The organism is Burkholderia sp. WP42 (assembly GCF_000745665.1).
GTDB lineage: Bacteria > Pseudomonadota > Gammaproteobacteria > Burkholderiales > Burkholderiaceae > Burkholderia > Burkholderia vietnamiensis.
Map to the genome: position 1 here is coordinate 259697 of NZ_JQJT01000011.1, position 17341 is coordinate 277037.

Here is a 17341-nt window from a genome sequence, read left to right on the forward strand (position 1 = left end):
CACACTGTCAGAAATGATCAATACATGACGCGCGAAACATCGATTTTCCTCTTCCCTAGCACCGGATATGTTAAAAAATCATCACCAATTAAATTTTTAAAACGCTTTAAAAATGTCAAATAAAGACAAGATGTGATTTTATTAAGATGGGCACCACGCAGTCTGAGGCGCGATGCTGACGGCGAATACAGCGAACAACAATGGTCAGACGCCAATGGTCTGACGAGCAGCGCTCAATTCGAGATAAGCGACAACAATTTCAAAATTCCGATTGTTGAGAATGTATAAATCCGGCCAAGAAAATACGAATCCTCGAGCTTCCGAACTGAAATGCTGGTCGCTGGACAAAAGAATTTTGCATGCCGTTGCGGCTACGCAACACCTGACGCGATCCGTCGCGCCGAAGCCGCCGCGACGCCCGCAATCGCCGGCAACTGTCTACTTGCGCGACTTACCGCGCGCACCACGTTGCATGCGCTCCGGTGAAGCCAACGGCGGGTGTCCGACGAGTAGGTACTTCGCCCAAAGTGAAAAAGCCCATACCGGCAATCTGCCAATATGGGCTTCGGAGTTCACAAAGCACGCCTTGCGTGCTCTGCTATGCGCTCGCTAAGAAAGCGTCACCGGAAAGTCGACTGTCCCAACGGGACAATCCGGGGCACATGACCGGTGCCTTGGGACACTTACTCCTGCCCCTGGCTCGCGAGGAACTCCTCGTAATTCCCGCCGAAGTCGAACAGCGTGCCGTCGGTACGCACTTCGATGATCCGGTTCGCCAGCCCGCTCACGAACTCGCGGTCGTGCGACACGAAGATCAGCGTGCCTTCGAACTGCTCGAGCGCGATCTGCAGCGACTCGATCGACTCCATGTCCATGTGGTTGGTCGGCTCGTCCATCAGCAGCACGTTGTGGCGGCCCAGCATCAGCTTGCCCCAGATCATGCGGCCCTTCTCGCCGCCCGACAGCACCTTCACCGACTTCTTGATGTCGTCCGCCGAGAACAGCAGGCGGCCGAGCGTACCGCGCACCATCGTTTCGTCGTCGCCGTCCTTGCGGTACTGATCGATCCAGTCCATCAGCGTGATGTCGTCCGGGAACTCCTCGTAGGTGTCCTGCGGCATGTAGCCGACGTTCGCGTTCTCGGCCCACTTCACGGTCCCGTGGTCGAGCGGCAGATTGCCGAGCAGCGCGCGCAGCAGCGTCGTCTTGCCCGCGCCGTTCTCGCCGATGATCGCGATGCGCTCGCCCGGCTGCACGGACAGATTGAAATTCTGGAAGATCGTGCGCTCGTACTTCTTCGTGATCTCCTCGGCCACCACCGCGACGTTGTGCAGCTTCTTGTCAAACTCGAAACGAATGAACGGGTTCTGACGCGACGACGGCTTGAATTCCTCGATCTTGATCTTGTCGATCTGCTTCGCGCGGCTGGTCGCCTGACGCGCCTTCGACTTGTTCGCCGAGAAGCGGCGCACGAAGTCCTGCAGCTCGGCCACGCGCTCCTTCGCGCGCGCGTTCGCCGCGGCCTGACGCTCGCGCGCCTGCGCCGATGCGAGCATGTAGTCGTCGTAGTTGCCCGGCCAGACCTTCAGCGTGCCGAAGTCCATGTCGGCCATGTGCGTGCACACCGAGTTCAGAAAGTGACGATCGTGCGAGATGATGATCATCGTCGAGTTGTACTCGTTGAGCGTGTGCTCGAGCCAACGGATCGAGTTGATGTCGAGGTTGTTGGTCGGTTCGTCGAGCAGCAGCACGTCCGGCTTCGAGAACAGCGCCTGCGCGAGCAGCACGCGCAGCTTCCAGCCCGGCGCGACGTCGGCCATCGTGCCGTTGTGGAACTTCTCCTCGATGCCGATGCCCAGCAGCAGCGCGCCCGCGCGCGCCTCGGCGTCGTAGCCGCCGTATTCGGCGAACTTGCCCTCGAGCTCCGCCGCGTGCATGTAGTCGTCGTCGGTCGCCTCGGGGTTCGCGTAGATCGCGTCGCGCTCGGTCATCGCGGCCCACATTTCGGTGTGGCCCATCATCACCACGTCGAGCACGCGCACGTCCTCGTACGCGAACTGGTCCTGGCGCAGCTTGCCCAGGCGCACGTTCGGCTCCAGCGCGACGTTGCCGCCGCTCGGCTCGAGGTCGCCGCCGAGGATCTTCATGAAGGTGGACTTACCGCAGCCGTTCGCGCCGATCAGACCATAGCGGTTGCCCTCGCCGAATTTGACCGAGATGTTCTCGAACAAGGGCTTCGGCCCGAATTGCATCGTGATGTTGGCAGTAGAAAGCACGGCAGGTCCCGTAAGAGAGAAATCGACGGAAAACCGTGTATTTTAGCAGGTGTCGGCGAAACTGCCGACCGCGCCGTTCCGGCCCCGCCAGCCGGCGCGCTGCGCCGCGCGCCCGGCCGGCCGTCGCGTCACTTGCCGGCCTTCTGCGCGTGCTTCTGCGCCGTCTTCGCGTTCATCTGCCCGAACAGCTCCGAGCACGGCACGTCGCGGTTGTTGCTCGGCGCGATCAGCGGAATCAGCGCCGCGAACGGGTTGATCAGCCCGAGCCCGACCATCGCGCCGGCCCGCAGCGCGAGCGCGCCGGCGTCGACGCCGACCTTCGGGTTCTTGAACGTGCCCTTCGCATACAGCGGCGAGCGCAGCGAGAACACCCGGAAGCCCTTCGTATGCGGATGGATCTTCAGGTCGATCGACTCGTCGCGCAGATTGATCGGGCCGTCGACGTTGATGAGCGCGTCGTCGGTGTCGAGTGCGAACACCTTCGGGTCGAGCATGCCGTCCTTCGCGACGAAATCGATCGCCGCGCAATTGATGTTGACGTCGCGATTGCCGAACAGCTTCTCGTAGACGACGTTCGCGACGTTCAGCCCCGCCGCCTCCATCAGCAGGCGGCTGATGCGGCCGTCGGTGACGAGCGCCTTCACTTCGCCGGTCGACGTCGCGGCGAGCGCGGCCGGCGAATTGCCGGTCGCCGACAGCGACGCGTCGCCGTTGATCTCGCCGAGCGCGGTCTGCATCACTTTCTGCGTCGGGAACAGCTGCTTGAGCTTCAGGTGCCGCGCGGCCAGCGTGAAGCGGCCCTTGAGCGGCGTGCGGCTGCCGTCCAGCCGCGCATCGGTCGCGAGCGTGCCGCCTGCGACGCCGAACTGCAACGGCTCGAGCGACAGCACGCCGTCCTGCAGCAGGATGTGCGTGTACAGATCGGTGATCGGCAACTGCGGGCTCTTGATCAGCTTGCGGCCGGTGAACTTCACATCGGCGTCGATCGCGCTCCAGCGCTCGGTGCGGAAGGTCGCGACCGGCAGCACACGGTCGGCCGGCTGGCGCGTCGTGTCGCCGCGCTTGGCCTTGCTCGCGGCGGTGTCGGCGCCGATGACCGGCGCGAGGTCGGAAAACTGCAGCAGGTTCGACACGAGCTCGCCGGACAATTTCGGCCGCGGCTCGCGCTGCGCCCACACGAGCGTGCCGCCGAGATCGCTGCCGCCGACGCGGCCGTTGAAGTTCTCGTAGCGGAACGTGCTCGCATGTTGCTTGAAGTTGCCGATCAGACGGCCTTCGGTCGCGTACGGCGGCGTGTCGGGCAGCGTGATGCCGGTGAGCTGATAGAGATGCGACATCGACGTGCCCTGCAGCCACAGGCGCAGATCGATCGCCGCGAGATGCATCGGGTCCGTCAGCGTGCCGACGATTGCGAGCCGCGTGTCGCCGGCCTTCACGTCGGCTTGCAGCGGAAACGGCTGCGTCGCGTTCTCGACCGCGAGCACGCCGCCGACCTTGCCGGTGCCGCTGACCGGCGCGTTCTTGTAGCGGCCATCGACCTTGAGCCCGAACGCATAGGTCGGACCGGACGACTGCGCGGACGCAGTGGCGCCCGAGGCAGCACGCGCACTAGACGCAGCGGACGCCTGCACGACCGCTGACGCAGACGAAGCCGAAGCCCCCGAAGCAGCCGCCGCTCCGCTCGCCCCCGACGCTGCATCGGCATTGGCCTTCGCGCTGAGCTGCGCGGCGCCGCGCTTGCCGACGCGCTGCGCGGACGCGGCGCGCGACGTCTGTTCCTGCTGCTTGAGCACGTCGCCGAGCGGTATCGGCTTGCCGAGCGTATCGACCGCGATCGTCAGATCGGCTTTCGTGATCGCGTCGCGATAGACGATCGTGCCTTTGGCGAACGCAAAGCTCTTGAGCCGCACCTGCCACTTCGACGGTTGCCCCGACTGCTTGAATTGGAAGGTCCACGTGTTGCGGCCGTCGGCGAGCCGCTCGAGGTCCACCGCGGGATTGACCACGTCGATCGACGGGATGACGATCTGATGCGCGAACAACGGCAGAATCGCGAGATCGAAATGCGCCGCGTCGAGCGTGACGAACTTCTGGCCTTGCGCCCAGTCGGGATTGCCGATCTCCAGCTGCGTCGCCGACAGGCTCGGCCACGGCACCCACGCACGCCAGCCGGTTTCGCCGATCGGGCGGCGCCAGCCGAGCTTCAGATCGCCGTTGATCGCGAACGGGCGGCCGAGCGCCGCGCTCACGTGTTCGTTGACCCACGGCTTCGCGCGGTTCCAGTCGAACGTGAAGATGAAGATGCCGGCCGCCGCGATGATCACCGCGACGATACCGACGATCCATGCAGCCGATTTGCCGATGGTGCGGGCAAGCGTCATGGCGGTTCCGTCGTTGTTCTGCAGAGTTGGCGCGCCATGTCGGGCCACTTGCGCGAGCGCACAGAGCACGACACCGGCGGCTTTTCAATCGGTATTATGGCGCACGCTCGCGCCACGCTTCGGCGCCATTAACGCTTTTTTTCATTTTCGACATGACCGCCCCGACCGCTCTCATCGACGCGCAGCAGATCACGCGCCGCGACGCGACCAACGGCAAGACGCTGCTGGCGCCGACCGACCTCAGCGTCGCCGCAGGATCGCGAATTGCTATCACGGGGCCTTCGGGCTCCGGCAAGAGCGTGCTGTTGCGCGCCCTCGCGCTGCTCGATCCGCTCGATGGCGGCCAGCTCCTCTGGCGCGGCGCGCGCATCAAGCGCGGCGCAATTCCGCGCTACCGGCGCAGCGTCGCTTATGTGCGTCAACGCGCGGCGCAGATGGACGGCACGGTCGATGCGCAGCTGCGCTATCCGTACGCGCTCGCGGTCTATCGCGACGCGGCGTACGACCGCGCGCGCGCCGAAGCGCTCGCCGCGCGCGCCGGCCGCGGCGCGGATTTTCTCGACAAGCGTGCGAGCGAGCTGTCGGGCGGCGAAGCGCAGATCGTCGCGCTGCTGCGCGTGCTGCAACTCGAGCCCGACGTGCTGCTGCTCGACGAGCCGACTTCGGCGCTCGACCCGGCGTCCGCGCGCGCGATCGAAGCGCTCGTCGCCGCGTGGTTCGATGCGGCGCCCGATGCGCGCGCATACCTGTGGATCTCGCACGATCCCGCGCAGGCCACGCGCATTGGCACGATCCAGCTCGTGATGCAGGCCGGCGTGCTGCACGCGGCCAACCCGACGGAGTGTGCGCAATGAGCCCGACGCTGCAGGACCTGAGCCTCGTCGACGTCGGCATCGCGGCCGGGCTCGTCGCGATCAACGGCGCGATCTCGGCGGCGCTGTCGCTCGGCCTGGGCCGCCGGCTCGCGCTCGCGGCCGTGCGCACCGTCGTGCAGTTGCTCGCCATCGGCTACGTGCTGGGCTGGGTGTTCGGTCATCCGCACTGGAGCGTCGTGTTGCCGCTCACCGCGCTGATGACGCTGATCGCCGGCTTTGCGGGCGCCGGGCGCGGCAAGCACGCCTACCGCGGCCAGCGCGTCGACAGCATCGCGTCGATCTGGTTCAGCAGCTGGATCGTCGCGGCGATCGGGTTGTTCGTCGTGATCCGCATCCATCCGTGGTACACGCCGCAATATGCGATCCCGATCCTCGGGATGATTCTCGGCAATACGCTGACCGGCGTGTCGCTCGGCGTCGAGCGGATGATGGAGGAGCTGACCGCCAGGCGCGATCGCGTCGAGACCGCGCTCGCGCTCGGCGCGACGCGCTGGGAAGCCGCGCAGGACGCCGCGCGCCAGGCCGTGCGCGCCGGCATGGTGCCGACGCTGAACCAGATGGCGGTGGTCGGCGTCGTGAGCCTGCCGGGGATGATGACCGGTCAGGTGCTCGCCGGGCAGTCGCCGCTGCAGGCCGTGCGCTACCAGATCGTCATCATGTTCCTGATCGCGGCCGCATCCGCGCTCGGCACCGTCGGCGCCGTGTTGCTGACGTATCGCCGGTTGTTCTCGCCCGACCATCGCTTCATTGCGTCGCGGCTCGAGGAACGCAAGTCGTGACGCGTGGCGCGGCAAGGCCGCCGCGCGCGCATGCATGATCGGGTTGGAATGACGTCTGGGAAGAAGAACCGCCGCGCCGCAGCTGCGTGACGGCCATATGACGTCATGCAGTGCGGCGGGCGAGCGGCCATCCGGCCGGCGCGCAACCGCGATGGTTGCGCACGCACCGGTCGGCGGCCGGCCTCAGTGCTTGATCGATACGGTGACCTTGGTGCCGTCGCTCATCGTGACGGACTTCGAGCCGCCGTTGGTCGGAATCGACACCCACTTGACCTGGCTCACCGACACGACGTCCGGGCACTGCAGCGACTTGCCGCCTGCGCTGACATTGCGCGTGCCCTTCGGCGCGGCCGCCTGGAAGCTCAGCTGAACGTTCGCGATGCCCTTCGCGTCGACCGACGGCGCGAGCCGCACCTGGGTCTGACGCACCATCGCGCCGTTGGCGTCGCGCGGCAGGTTGTCGGCGTTGGGGCAGCCGTTCGGCATCGCGATCGCGCCGCCCGGCGGCACCGACTTCCAGTTGAAGTCGTCGGTTTCGCCCGAACGGATCTTGCGGGTCTCCTGCGTGTTGCCGAAGGTCTTCGAGTCGACCTTGACCGTATATTCGAGCTGCCCCGTCCCGCCGCCCGTCAGGCTGCCCTTCACCGGCGGCGCCGCGAATACGCTCGCGCTGACGCACGCCACGGCGAACACGGCCGACCACGATGCGGCGGCCGACCAGCTGCGTTGGCTCATGCTGACCTCCTTGTCTTGCGGCGGCACGCATATGCCGCGCGGTTTTCGATGCATGATGCGCTGCCAGTCTACCGCCAAGCGGCACGCGATGCGGCGCGAACGCATCGGGTGTTACCCCGCTTGCGCTCGCGACGCCGCTTGCCTTACGCGCTTACGCGCGCGGCTCGCTCAGAAGCCGCTGAGCACCAGCTTGCCGATCGCGCGGCCGCCCTCGAGCATCCGGTGCGCATGCCGCAGGTTCGCGGCGTTGATCGTGCCGAGCTGTTCGCCGAGCGTCGTGCGCAGCGTGCCGCCGTCGACGAGCCGCGCGACCTCGCTGAGGATCTTGTGCTGCTCGATCATGTCCGGCGTCTCGAACATCGCGCGTGTGAACATGAACTCCCAGTGAAACGCGGCGCTCTTCGCCTTCAGCAGCTCGACCGGAATGGGCTTCGCGTTTTCGACGATCGTGCATATGCCGCCCTGCGGCCGGATGACTTCGGCCGCGGCCGGGAAATGACGGTCGGTGTCGTTGAAGATCAGCACGTAGTCGACGTTCGGACGGCCGATCTCGCGCAGTTGTGCCGGCAGGTCGCCGAAATGGTCGACCACGTCGTCCGCGCCGAGCGAGCGGACCCATTCCGCCGACGCCGGCCGCGACGCGGTCGCGATCACGTGCAGCCCGCCGAGCGTCTTCGCCAGTTGGATCGCGATCGAGCCGACCCCGCCCGCGCCGCCGATGATCAGCACCGACTTGCCGGCGTCCGCTCGCTGCGGCGACACGCGCAGCCGGTCGAACAGCGCCTCCCAGGCAGTCAGCGCGGTGAGCGGCAACGCGGCGGCCGCCGCGAAATCGAGCGACTCCGGCTTGCGCGCGGCGATCCGCTCGTCGACCGCATGGAATTCGCTGTTCGCGCCGGGGCGCGTGATGCTGCCCGCATAGAACACGGCGTCGCCGGGCCGGAACAGCGTGACGTCGGCGCCCACCGCGACGACGGTGCCGGCCGCATCCCAGCCGAGCACGCGCGGCGCTTCCTCGACCTGCGGTTTCGGCGCGCGCACCTTGGTGTCGACCGGGTTCACCGAAATCGCCTCGACCTTCACGAGGAGGTCGCGCGGACCGGGCACCGGTTGCGGCAATTCGACGTCGACGAGGGCCTGCGGATCGTCGATCGGCAGGTAACGGGTCAGTCCAACGGCTTTCATCTCGAACATCCTCCACGGAAATCAGGCGGGCCGCGGCGCAGCCCCATGACCACGATCGTAGACCCCGCTATCCTTCGAGAAAACCGCTATATTTCCTTAAACATTTTCAGGAATATCCGAACAATGTCATCCGATCCGGTCCCGGCGCCCGACAAGCCGCTCGATCTGCTCGACGTCGGCCTGTTCGTGCGTGCCGCGCTGCTCGCGAACGTGAGCGCCGCCGGGCGCGAATTCGGCGTGTCGGCGGCAGTGGCAAGCGCGCGCATCGCGCAGCTGGAGCGCCAGCTCGGCGCACGGCTGCTGCACCGCACGACCCGCCGCATCAGCCTCACGCAGGACGGCGAGGTGTTCATGGCCCGCGCCGACGCGCTGCTGTCGGCCGCCGACGCCGCGCGCGCCTGCGTCGGCCACGGGCGCAGCGAGCCGTATGGGCGGCTGAAGGTGTCGATGTCGTCGTCGTTCGGCCGTCAGCACGTGGCGCCGGTGATTCCGGCGTTCCTGCGCCGCTATCCGTCCGTGTCGCTCGACCTGCGGCTGTCCGACGAGATCGTCGACCTCGTCGACGACGGCTACGACGTCGCCATCCGGCTCGGCGCGCTGAAGGATTCGACGCTGGTCGCGCGCCGGCTCGCAGCGAACCGGCGCGTGCTGTGCTGCTCGCCCGCGTATCTGGCCGAGCGCGGCACGCCGCGCCATCCGGCCGAGCTCGCGCAGCACGAATGCGTGATCCTCGGCGATCAGCGCGACTGGTCGTTCGTCACGCCGCAAGGGCCGCTGACCGTGCGTGTCGGCGGGCGGCTGGTCGCGAGCAACGGCGAGGCGATCCGCGAAGCGCTCGTCGACGGCTTCGGCATCGCGATCAAGTCGACCTGGGACGTCGGCCCGCTGCTCGCGAGCGGCGCACTCGTCACCGTGCTGGACGACTACCCGTTCGCGGACGACGTCGCCGTCTGGGCCGTCTATCCGAGCCGCGCGCACGTGCCGCTAAAGACGCTCGCGTTCATCGGATTCATGGCCGAACACTTTGGCGACCCGCCGTACTGGGATCGCTCGGAACGGAGATAGTGGAATAGCGCCCCCAGCCGATCGCGGCCCGGGCGGATACCAACCGGATACAATGGCGCGTTCTCGACGCAGCAGCCCCGCACGCCGGCGGGGCCGCGGTCGCAGGCGGCCGCGCGGCGGCCGCGCACGCGTTTCATTCGCTTTCAATCATTCCGTCATGACCCACAACCTCGTCATCCAGAGTCTCGCGCCGCTGTCGGACGCCCATCACAAACCGCTGCTCGCGCTGTCGCGCGGCACCCGCATCGTGCAGACCGACGATCACGCGCTGCGCATCGAAAACGCGAATCCCGCGCAGCGGCTCGATATCGACGCGTACTGCGGCACGCACGCGCTCGACTTCGGCTTCGTCGATGCCGGGCGCACGCTCGGCGATTTCGGGCTCGTCGTGATGGACATGGATTCGACGCTGATCACGATCGAATGCATCGACGAGATCGCCGACTTCTGCGGGCTGAAAACGCAGGTCGCGGAGATCACCGAAGCGTCGATGCGCGGCGAGATCCGCGACTTCAACGAGAGCCTGACGCGCCGCGTCGCGCTGCTCGCCGGGCTCGACGCGCATGCGCTCGAGCGCGTGTACGAAGAACGGCTGCAACTGTCGCCGGGCGCCGAGACGATGCTCGCCGGCGTGAAGGCCGCGGGCCTGAAAACGTTGCTCGTGTCGGGCGGCTTCACGTTCTTCACCGAACGCCTGAAGGCGCGCCTCGGCCTCGACTACGCGCATGCGAACACGCTCGAGATCGTCGACGGCAAGCTGACCGGCAAGGTGCTCGGCGAGATCGTCAACGCCGACGTGAAGGCGCGCTTGCTGCGCGAGACCTGCGCGTCGCTCGGCCTCGAGCCCGGTCGCGCGATCGCGATGGGCGACGGGTCGAACGACCTCAAGATGATGTCCGAGGCCGGGCTGTCGGTTGCGTTCCATGCGAAGCCCGTGGTGCGCGAGGCGGCGACCGTCGCGTTCGATCACGTCGGGCTGGACGGGCTGCTGCGGCTGTTCTGAGCGGCACGCGGCAGAAACGAAAACGCCGGCGCGATACTCGATCGCGTCGGCGTTTCGTTTTCCGCGCCGGTTGCTGCGGCTGCGTCAGCTGCCGAGCGTTGTCTGCATCGCGCGCTCGATGTCCGCGCGCAGATCGCCTTCGTCCTCCAGGCCGACGTAGAACCGCACGAGCGTGCCGCGATGCGGCCAGTTCGTGCGCATCGACGCGACGTCGTAAGGCATCGCAAGACTGCACGCGCCGCCCCAGCTCCAGCCGATCGCGAACAGCTCGAGCGCTTCGACGAAACGATCGATCTGCGCGCTGTCGTAGCGTTCGTCGAACACCACCGAGAACAGCCCGCCGGCGCCGGTGAAGTCGCGCATGAACGACGCGTGCCCCGGGCAATCGGGCAGTTGCGGATGCAGGACGGTCGCGATCTCCGGGCGCGTCTTCAGCCATTGCGCGAGCGCGAGCGCGCTCTTACCGTGTGCGTCGAAGCGCACCTGCAGGCTCGGCAGGCTGCGCAGCACGAGCGAACAATCGTCGACCGACACGCCGATCCCGCAGCGCATCCGCGCGAGCTTCAGCTGCGCGTGCAGCTCGGCGTTCGCGGTGATCGTCGCGCCCATCAGCACGTCGCTGCCGCCCGATTGATACTTGGTCAGCGCCTGCACGGAAATGTCGACGCCATGCTCGAACGGCTTGAACGCGAGCCCGGCCGAATAGGTGTTGTCGATCGCGGTGACGATGCCGCGCGCGCGCGCCACCGACGTGATCGCGCTCACGTCGGGCACTTCCATCGTCACCGAGCCCGGCGCCTCGATCCAGATCAGCCGCGTATTCGGCTGGATCAGATCGGCGATCCCCGCGCCGACGAGCGGATCGTAGAAGCGCGCGCTGATGCCGAAGTCCTTCGCGAGCCAGTTGCCCAGATCGGCGTTCGGGCCGTAGACGTTGTGCGGGATCAGCACGTCGTCGCCCGCCTTGACGATGCCGAAATAGACGTTCGTGATCGACGCGAGGCCCGACGGCTGCAGCAGCGCGTGCGTGCCGCCTTCGATCTCGGCGAGCCGCTGCGCGAGCGCGAGCGAGGTCGGCGTCGCGTGCAGCCCGTAGCGCCACTGGTTGTCGTTGTGCCAGACGAGCGCGCGCATCGTCGCGAGATCGGGGAACACGACCGTCGACGCGCGCGCGACCGGCGGCACGAACGAACGGAAGCCGTCCGGAATGACATCGTCGGGTTGAACGATACGGGTCTGGAGGGCGCGCTTCGGATTGGATGCAGTCATGTCGGCAGGCCGGTAGGAGGCTCGGTTGCGAAAGATGTCGCTAGGGTAGTCAAATTCGCCGCGCTTGGCCCGATACAATGCGCGCCGCGCGCGCCGAGCCAGCGGGTGCTCAGTCGTCGGTACGCAGGTTGACGACGCCGCCGACGGTCTCGATTTCCTGCACGCGGCCGTCGCGCACCTGCAGCGCCGCGCGCGCGCCGGGCGCGGCGCGCAGCACGACCGGTTGCGGGTCCGATTCGTCGGCGTTCATCCGGTCGGCCTTCAGGTCGCCGGTCGCATCGAAGCGGCCGACCCATACTCCGGTGATGTTGGTGCCGTCGTTCGATTCCTCGACTTCGAGCGTGTCGCCGTCGCGATCGCCGGCGAGCAGGATCACCTCACCCGTATCGACGAACTGGTATTCGCCGTGCACGCCCTCCTCGTCCGTCTTCGGGCCGAGATGCGCGACGATCGGGCGGTCGCCGAGCATGCCTTCGTAGCGCGGCAGGCGCGCGAATTCGGGATTGGGCCGCAGCGGCCGCGCGGGCGCCCCTTCGTCCGTCTGCATGCCGGGCGCGACCGCCTGCGCGACGACCGCGCGCGGCAGCGCGAGGCTCGCCGCAAGCACGCCGGCCAGCGCCAGCATCCGTTGCCACTGCTTGTATTGCCGCACGTTGTGTTGCTCCCTTCTTCAAATTCGCTCGAAAATCGCGGCCGTATCCCGGCCATCGACGTCAGCCCCGCAGCAAGCGTTCGACCGCGTCGCGATGCGGAATCGGCGCGACCGCGCCGTAGCCGGTGGTCGACAGCGCCGCCGCTGCGTTCGCATAACGCGCGGCGGCGAACGGATCGTCGCCCGCGACGATCCGCGCGACGAACGCACCGCCGAAGCAATCGCCGGCGCCCGTCGCATCGACGGCCTCGACCGCGAAGCCCGGCACCACACGCCGTTCGCTCGGCGTCGCCACATACGCGCCTTCGCGGCCGAGCTTCAGCGCGACGATCTGCGGCCCGAGTTCGAGCATCGCGTCGACGATCGCGTCGCGATCGTTCGCGCCGGTGAGCGCGGCGACGTCGTCCCAGCTCGGCAGGCAGATGTCGGTGTGGCACAGCGCTTCGCGGATCACCGCGCGGGCGCGCGCCAGCGGCCACAGCTTCAGGCGCAGGTTCGTGTCGAAGCTGATCAGCGCGCCGTTGCTGCGCGCGTGGACGATCGCCGCGAACGCCGCATCGCATGCGGCCGTGCTGATCGCCACGCTGATGCCCGACAGGTGCACGGCCTTCGCGGCGGCCAGCGCATCGAGCGGCAGGTCGGCCGCCGTATAGCGGCTCGCCGCGGAGCCCGCGCGCAGGTAGTCGAACTGATGGCCGTCAGGCCCATGCGTGACGAAGTAGACGCCGGTGGGCGCGCTGCGGTCGACGCGCACGTAGCGCGTGTCGACGTGCTCGTCTGCCCACATCCCGGCCAGCAGGCGGCCGAACGGATCGTCGCCGATCGCCGACACGAAGCCGGTCGACGCGCCCTGGCGCGCCGCGGCGATGCAGAAGTTCGACGTGTCGCCGCCGAAACCCTGCAGGAATTCCGGACGGCCCGGCTGCGACTGATTGAATTCGATCATCGCTTCGCCGAGCGCGAGTATCTCCGGAACCGCGGCGCTCATCGCCTAGACCTCGCCCCACAGATCGTGGCCGTCCGCGCCGGTGATCTTCACCGACACGAAATCGCCGACCTTGTAGCGCTTCGATGCCTTCGCCGCCGGCTCGACGTAGACGACGCCGTCGATCTCCGGCGCATCCGCCGCCGTGCGGCCGATGCCGCCCTCGTTGCCGACTTCGTCGATCAGCACCTTCAGCGTCTTGCCGACCTTGCGCTGCATGCGCCGCGCCGACACTTCCTCGGCCACTTCCATGAAGCGCGCGCGGCGCTCCTCGCGCACGTCGTCCGGCAGCGCGCCGTCGAGCTCGTTGGCGGTTGCGCCCTCGACCGGCGAATACGCGAAGCAGCCGACGCGGTCGAGCTCCGCTTCACGGATGAAGTCGAGCAGCGTTTCGAACTGCGCTTCCGTCTCGCCGGGGAAGCCGGCGATGAACGTGCTGCGGATGGTCAGGTCCGGACAGATCTCGCGCCACTTCTGCACGCGCTCGAGCACCTTCTCGGCGTTGGCCGGGCGCTTCATGCGCTTGAGCACGTCCGGATGCGCATGCTGGAACGGCACGTCGAGATACGGCAGCACGTGGCCCTTGAACGGGCCTTCGGCCATCAGCGGAATCACTTCGTCGACGCTCGGATACGGATACACGTAGTGCAGGCGCACCCACGCGCCGTACTGGGCGGCGAGTTCGCCGAGCGCGGCGACGAGGTCGGTCATGCGCGTCTTGATCGGCTTGCCGTTCCAGAAGCCCGTGCGGTACTTCACGTCGACGCCGTATGCGCTCGTATCCTGCGAGATCACGAGCAATTCCTTCACGCCCGACTTGAACAGGTTCTCGGCTTCGAGCATCACTTCGGCGACCGGACGCGACACGAGATCGCCGCGCATCGACGGGATGATGCAGAACGTGCAGCGGTGGTTGCAGCCTTCCGAGATCTTCAGATACGCGTAATGGCGCGGCGTGAGCTTGATGCCGGCGGCCGGCACGAGATCGACGAACGGGTCGTGCGGCTTCGGCAGGTGCGAATGCACGGCCTGCATCACTTCGCCGACCGCGTGCGGGCCGGTGACGGCGAGCACCTTCGGATGGACTTCCTCGATCAGGTTGGAGCCGCTCGCGCTCGACTTCGCGCCGAGGCAGCCGGTGACGATCACCTTGCCGTTCTCGGTCAGCGCCTCGCCGATCGCGTCGAGGCTTTCCTGCACGGCTTCGTCGATGAAACCGCAGGTGTTGACGACGACGAGATCGGCGCCGTCGTAGGTGCCGGAGATTTCATAACCTTCGGCGCGCAGCTGCGTGATGATTTGCTCGGAGTCGACGAGGGCTTTCGGACAACCGAGCGACACGAAGCCTACTTTGGGGGACTGGGACATCTGGAATGTGGGGGCGTGGCGGCAAAAGCGAGAGTTTACAGCGATTTAGAGGTGAGCGAGACAAAACCGGCGGCAGCGCACCGCCCGCAGTGGCCCCAAAATGCGTGCCCCGCAAATGCGACACGCCGCCGAGGCTCGCGTTCCCGCCCACACCGAAGCGCTCCGCCGCCCCGCCCTCATGCGAAAATCGCAGCGTCCGCTTTTTTACTTTCCCAACGGAATCCGCATGACCACGCACATCACGATCGAATTCACCGAGCACGCCGCCGAAACCATCGGTGAACAGACCAGCACGAGCTTTTCGTACGATCAGGGCGCACAGGTGCCGCAACCCGGCGACTTCGTCGAGCTGGAGAATTCGCGGCAGACGTTTCTCGTGATCGGCCGCGTGTTTTCGCTGAAGGCGAACTACAGCGCGGTGAAACTCGTGCTCGATCTGCCGCCGTCGGACGACGATCAGGACCTCGATATCGCCCTGTGAGCAAAACCGGCACGGCGTGCCGGCCTTGCGCCGACCCGCCGCTGCACGCTGAACGTTGCACGCCGCCGCGCAGGCGACGGCCTTACTTCTTTTCCGGCTCCGGCGCGCCCGGCTGCTTGAACGGGAACGTGCTGAACATCGACTTCGCCTGGTTCTGCATCTGCTCCTGCATCTGCACGAACATGTTCTTCGACTGCTCGATGTAGCTCGTCATCATCCCCTGCATCATCGGCGCCTGCATGTTCATGAACTGCGACCAGACCTCCGGATTCATCGCGTTGCCTTCGTAGAGGTTCTTCGATTGATCCGCGAGCTTGTGCTGGATGTCGATGAAGGCCTGGATGTTCTTTTCCAGGTAGGTGCCCATCATTCCCTGCATCGCGTGACCGTAGAAACGGATGATCTGCGACAGCATCGACGACGAGAACATCGGCACGCCGCCGCTCTCCTCTTCGAGGATGATCTGCAGCAGGATGCTGCGCGTCAGGTCTTCGTTGGATTTCGCATCGACGACCTTGAAGTCCTCCTGTTCCAGCACGAGCTGCTTGACGTCGGTCAGCGTGATGTACGTGCTCGTCTCGGTATCGTAGAGCCGGCGGTTCGGGTACTTCTTGATGAGCCGCTCGGCCGTCTTCTTTGTAGTAGTCATGTAACGCCTTTGAGTGCAGCGTAGCGCAAGTGACGAATCCCCGCCGCCCGAAGCCGGGTGGCGGGGGCCTTCGGAAGGGCCCGGCTGCGCGGCCATCCGGCCCGCGCAGCCGGCCCGTTCAGCCCATGTGCAGGCCGCCGTTCAGCGAGAAGTCGGCGCCGGTCGCGAAACCGGAGTCGTTCGACGCGAGCCACGCGACGATCGAGCCGATTTCCTCCGGCGCGCCGAGACGGCGCACCGGAATCGTCGCGACGATCTTCTCCAGTACGTCCGGACGGATCGCCTTGACCATGTCGGTGCCAATGTAGCCGGGCGACACGGTATTGACCGTCACGCCCTTCGTTGCAACTTCCTGTGCGAGCGCCATCGTGAAGCCGTGAATGCCGGCCTTCGCGGTCGAATAGTTGGTCTGGCCGAATTGCCCCTTCTGGCCGTTCACCGACGAGATGTTGACGATGCGGCCCCAGCCGCGCTCGACCATCCCGTCGATCACCTGTTTCGTCACGTTGAACAGGCTCGTCAGATTGGTGTCGATCACGGCCGTCCAGTCTTCGTGCGTCATCTTGCGGAACACGACGTCGCGCGTGATGCCCGCGTTGTTGACCAGCACGTCGACCTCGCCGACTTCGGCCTTGACCTTGTCGAACGCTGCCTTGGTCGAGTCCCAGTCGCCGACGTTACCTTCAGACGCGATGAAATCGTAGCCGAGTGCCTTCTGTTCCTCGAGCCATTTCACCCGGCGCGGCGAGTTCGGGCCGCAACCCGCAACCACCTTGAAGCCGTCTTTCGACAGACGCTGGCAAATACTGGTGCCGATGCCGCCCATGCCGCCTGTTACGTACGCAATTCGCTGAGACATAAATCTCTCTCCATTTTTAGATTCGAGAGCTGCAGAAGGCCCCTCTGACTTTCACGTGACGCCGGCCGATTGCGGCTTCGGCCGGCGCCCGGATCGGTTCGGCCGATTACGGACGACCGCTTACGCGCGCTCCACCGCGAGCGCCACGCCCATCCCGCCGCCGATGCACAGCGACGCCAGCCCGCGCTTCGCATCGCGCTTGACCATCTCGTGCAGCAGCGTCACCAGAATCCGGCAGCCCGATGCGCCGATCGGGTGACCGATCGCGATCGCGCCGCCGTTCACGTTCACCTTCGACGTGTCCCAGCCCATCTGCTTGTGCACCGCCAGCGCCTGCGCCGCGAACGCCTCGTTAATCTCCATCAGGTCCAGATCGCCCGGCGTCCAACCCGCGCGCTCCAGGCAGCGCCGCGACGCCGGCACCGGGCCCATGCCCATCACGCTCGGATCCACGCCCGCGTTCGCGTACGCCTTGATGCGCGCCAGCGGCGTGAGCCCCAGCGACTGCGCCTTCCGCGCCGACATCACCAGCACCGCCGCCGCGCCGTCGTTCAGCCCCGACGCGTTCGCCGCCGTCACCGAGCCGTCCTTCGCGAACGCCGGCTTCAGCCCCGCCAACGATTCCGCCGTCACGCCGTGACGCACGAACTCGTCGGTCGCGAACTGCAGCGGCTCGCCCTTGCGCTGCGGAATCGACACCGGCACGATTTCGTCGGCGAAGCGGCCAGCCTTCTGCGCGGCTTCCGCCTTGTTCTGCGACAGCGCCGCGAACGCGTCCT

16 protein-coding genes are annotated in these 17341 nt (G+C 66.6%); 5 read left to right on the forward strand and 11 right to left on the reverse strand.

Annotated elements, in window-relative coordinates; all coding sequences use genetic code 11:
• Window positions 1-683: 683 nt before the first annotated feature.
• The gene (locus EX20_RS07900; protein WP_014723081.1) at window positions 684-2276 is read right to left on the reverse strand and encodes an ABC-F family ATPase; all 1593 of its coding nucleotides are present in this window, start codon (window positions 2274-2276) and stop codon (window positions 684-686) included.
• Window positions 2277-2404: 128 nt separating this feature from the next.
• Window positions 2405-4657 (reverse strand): AsmA family protein, encoded by a 2253-nt coding sequence (locus tag EX20_RS07905; RefSeq protein ID WP_034193167.1) that lies wholly within the window; start codon window positions 4655-4657, stop codon window positions 2405-2407.
• 152 nt (window positions 4658-4809) lie between these two features.
• On the opposite strand from EX20_RS07905, the gene EX20_RS07910 reads away from it, so the two are divergent.
• Complete coding sequence (locus EX20_RS07910) at window positions 4810-5511, forward strand: ABC transporter ATP-binding protein (RefSeq protein WP_034193168.1); 702 nt, start codon at window positions 4810-4812, stop codon at window positions 5509-5511.
• Window positions 5508-6311, forward strand: coding sequence for an ABC transporter permease (locus EX20_RS07915; RefSeq protein ID WP_011884935.1), 804 nt, complete (start codon window positions 5508-5510; stop codon window positions 6309-6311). Before EX20_RS07910 ends, EX20_RS07915 begins: the two co-directional genes overlap by 4 nt.
• A 183-nt stretch (window positions 6312-6494) precedes the next feature.
• Here EX20_RS07915 and EX20_RS07920 read toward each other — a convergent pair whose 3' ends face one another.
• A complete protein-coding gene (locus EX20_RS07920; RefSeq protein WP_014723082.1) occupies window positions 6495-7046 on the reverse strand; it encodes a DUF6013 family protein in 552 nt (183 codons plus the stop codon).
• Window positions 7047-7214: 168 nt separating this feature from the next.
• The gene (locus tag EX20_RS07925; RefSeq protein ID WP_034193202.1) at window positions 7215-8231 is read right to left on the reverse strand and encodes a zinc-binding alcohol dehydrogenase family protein; all 1017 of its coding nucleotides are present in this window, start codon (window positions 8229-8231) and stop codon (window positions 7215-7217) included.
• Window positions 8232-8354: 123 nt separating this feature from the next.
• Between EX20_RS07925 and EX20_RS07930 the strand changes: the two genes are divergently transcribed.
• Entirely contained in the window at window positions 8355-9296 is a 942-nt protein-coding gene (locus EX20_RS07930; RefSeq protein WP_034193169.1) for a LysR family transcriptional regulator, read from the forward strand.
• 157 nt (window positions 9297-9453) lie between these two features.
• Complete coding sequence (gene serB / locus EX20_RS07935; protein WP_014723085.1) at window positions 9454-10299, forward strand: phosphoserine phosphatase SerB; 846 nt, start codon at window positions 9454-9456, stop codon at window positions 10297-10299.
• Between the two features lie 84 nt (window positions 10300-10383).
• On the opposite strand, the gene EX20_RS07940 is transcribed toward serB, so the two are convergent.
• From EX20_RS07940 to rimO, 4 genes are all read right to left on the reverse strand, one after another.
• Window positions 10384-11568, reverse strand: a complete 1185-nt coding sequence (locus tag EX20_RS07940; protein ID WP_034193170.1) for a cystathionine beta-lyase — start codon at window positions 11566-11568, stop codon at window positions 10384-10386.
• Window positions 11569-11677: 109 nt separating this feature from the next.
• Entirely contained in the window at window positions 11678-12193 is a 516-nt protein-coding gene (locus tag EX20_RS07945; protein ID WP_232356153.1) for a hypothetical protein, read from the reverse strand.
• A gap of 88 nt (window positions 12194-12281) precedes the next feature.
• Window positions 12282-13208, reverse strand: coding sequence for a sugar kinase (locus tag EX20_RS07950; RefSeq protein ID WP_011884942.1), 927 nt, complete (start codon window positions 13206-13208; stop codon window positions 12282-12284).
• 3 nt (window positions 13209-13211) lie between these two features.
• Window positions 13212-14573 carry a 30S ribosomal protein S12 methylthiotransferase RimO gene (gene rimO / locus EX20_RS07955; RefSeq protein ID WP_011884943.1) on the reverse strand — a complete coding sequence of 454 codons (1362 nt, stop codon included), beginning with the start codon at window positions 14571-14573 and terminating at the stop codon, window positions 13212-13214.
• Window positions 14574-14799: 226 nt separating this feature from the next.
• On the opposite strand from rimO, the gene EX20_RS07960 reads away from it, so the two are divergent.
• A complete protein-coding gene (locus tag EX20_RS07960) occupies window positions 14800-15054 on the forward strand; it encodes a hypothetical protein (protein WP_034193171.1) in 255 nt (84 codons plus the stop codon).
• 82 nt (window positions 15055-15136) lie between these two features.
• Here EX20_RS07960 and phaR read toward each other — a convergent pair whose 3' ends face one another.
• From phaR to EX20_RS07975, 3 genes are all read right to left on the reverse strand, one after another.
• Window positions 15137-15703 carry a polyhydroxyalkanoate synthesis repressor PhaR gene (gene phaR, locus EX20_RS07965; RefSeq protein ID WP_011884945.1) on the reverse strand — a complete coding sequence of 189 codons (567 nt, stop codon included), beginning with the start codon at window positions 15701-15703 and terminating at the stop codon, window positions 15137-15139.
• Window positions 15704-15821: 118 nt separating this feature from the next.
• Window positions 15822-16562 (reverse strand): 3-ketoacyl-ACP reductase, encoded by a 741-nt coding sequence (locus EX20_RS07970; protein ID WP_011884946.1) that lies wholly within the window; start codon window positions 16560-16562, stop codon window positions 15822-15824.
• A gap of 120 nt (window positions 16563-16682) precedes the next feature.
• The coding region (locus EX20_RS07975) for an acetyl-CoA C-acyltransferase (protein WP_034193172.1) at window positions 16683-17341 on the reverse strand (659 nt) is incomplete at its 5' end.

What these genes read in the sequence shown, in the direction of transcription:
- EX20_RS07905 (WP_034193167.1), bottom strand. Translation starts at nt 4,657, where the DNA reads ATGACGCTTGCCCGCACCATCGGCAAATCGGCTGCATGGATCGTCGGT.
- EX20_RS07910 (WP_034193168.1), top strand. Translation starts at nt 4,810, where the DNA reads ATGACCGCCCCGACCGCTCTCATCGACGCGCAGCAGATCACGCGCCGC.
- EX20_RS07915 (WP_011884935.1), top strand. Translation starts at nt 5,508, where the DNA reads ATGAGCCCGACGCTGCAGGACCTGAGCCTCGTCGACGTCGGCATCGCG.
- EX20_RS07920 (WP_014723082.1), bottom strand. Translation starts at nt 7,046, where the DNA reads ATGAGCCAACGCAGCTGGTCGGCCGCCGCATCGTGGTCGGCCGTGTTC.
- EX20_RS07925 (WP_034193202.1), bottom strand. Translation starts at nt 8,231, where the DNA reads ATGAAAGCCGTTGGACTGACCCGTTACCTGCCGATCGACGATCCGCAG.
- EX20_RS07930 (WP_034193169.1), top strand. Translation starts at nt 8,355, where the DNA reads ATGTCATCCGATCCGGTCCCGGCGCCCGACAAGCCGCTCGATCTGCTC.
- serB (WP_014723085.1), top strand. Translation starts at nt 9,454, where the DNA reads ATGACCCACAACCTCGTCATCCAGAGTCTCGCGCCGCTGTCGGACGCC.
- EX20_RS07940 (WP_034193170.1), bottom strand. Translation starts at nt 11,568, where the DNA reads ATGACTGCATCCAATCCGAAGCGCGCCCTCCAGACCCGTATCGTTCAA.
- EX20_RS07945 (WP_232356153.1), bottom strand. Translation starts at nt 12,193, where the DNA reads ATGCTGGCGCTGGCCGGCGTGCTTGCGGCGAGCCTCGCGCTGCCGCGC.
- EX20_RS07950 (WP_011884942.1), bottom strand. Translation starts at nt 13,208, where the DNA reads ATGAGCGCCGCGGTTCCGGAGATACTCGCGCTCGGCGAAGCGATGATC.
- rimO (WP_011884943.1), bottom strand. Translation starts at nt 14,573, where the DNA reads ATGTCCCAGTCCCCCAAAGTAGGCTTCGTGTCGCTCGGTTGTCCGAAA.
- EX20_RS07960 (WP_034193171.1), top strand. Translation starts at nt 14,800, where the DNA reads ATGACCACGCACATCACGATCGAATTCACCGAGCACGCCGCCGAAACC.
- phaR (WP_011884945.1), bottom strand. Translation starts at nt 15,703, where the DNA reads ATGACTACTACAAAGAAGACGGCCGAGCGGCTCATCAAGAAGTACCCG.
- EX20_RS07970 (WP_011884946.1), bottom strand. Translation starts at nt 16,562, where the DNA reads ATGTCTCAGCGAATTGCGTACGTAACAGGCGGCATGGGCGGCATCGGC.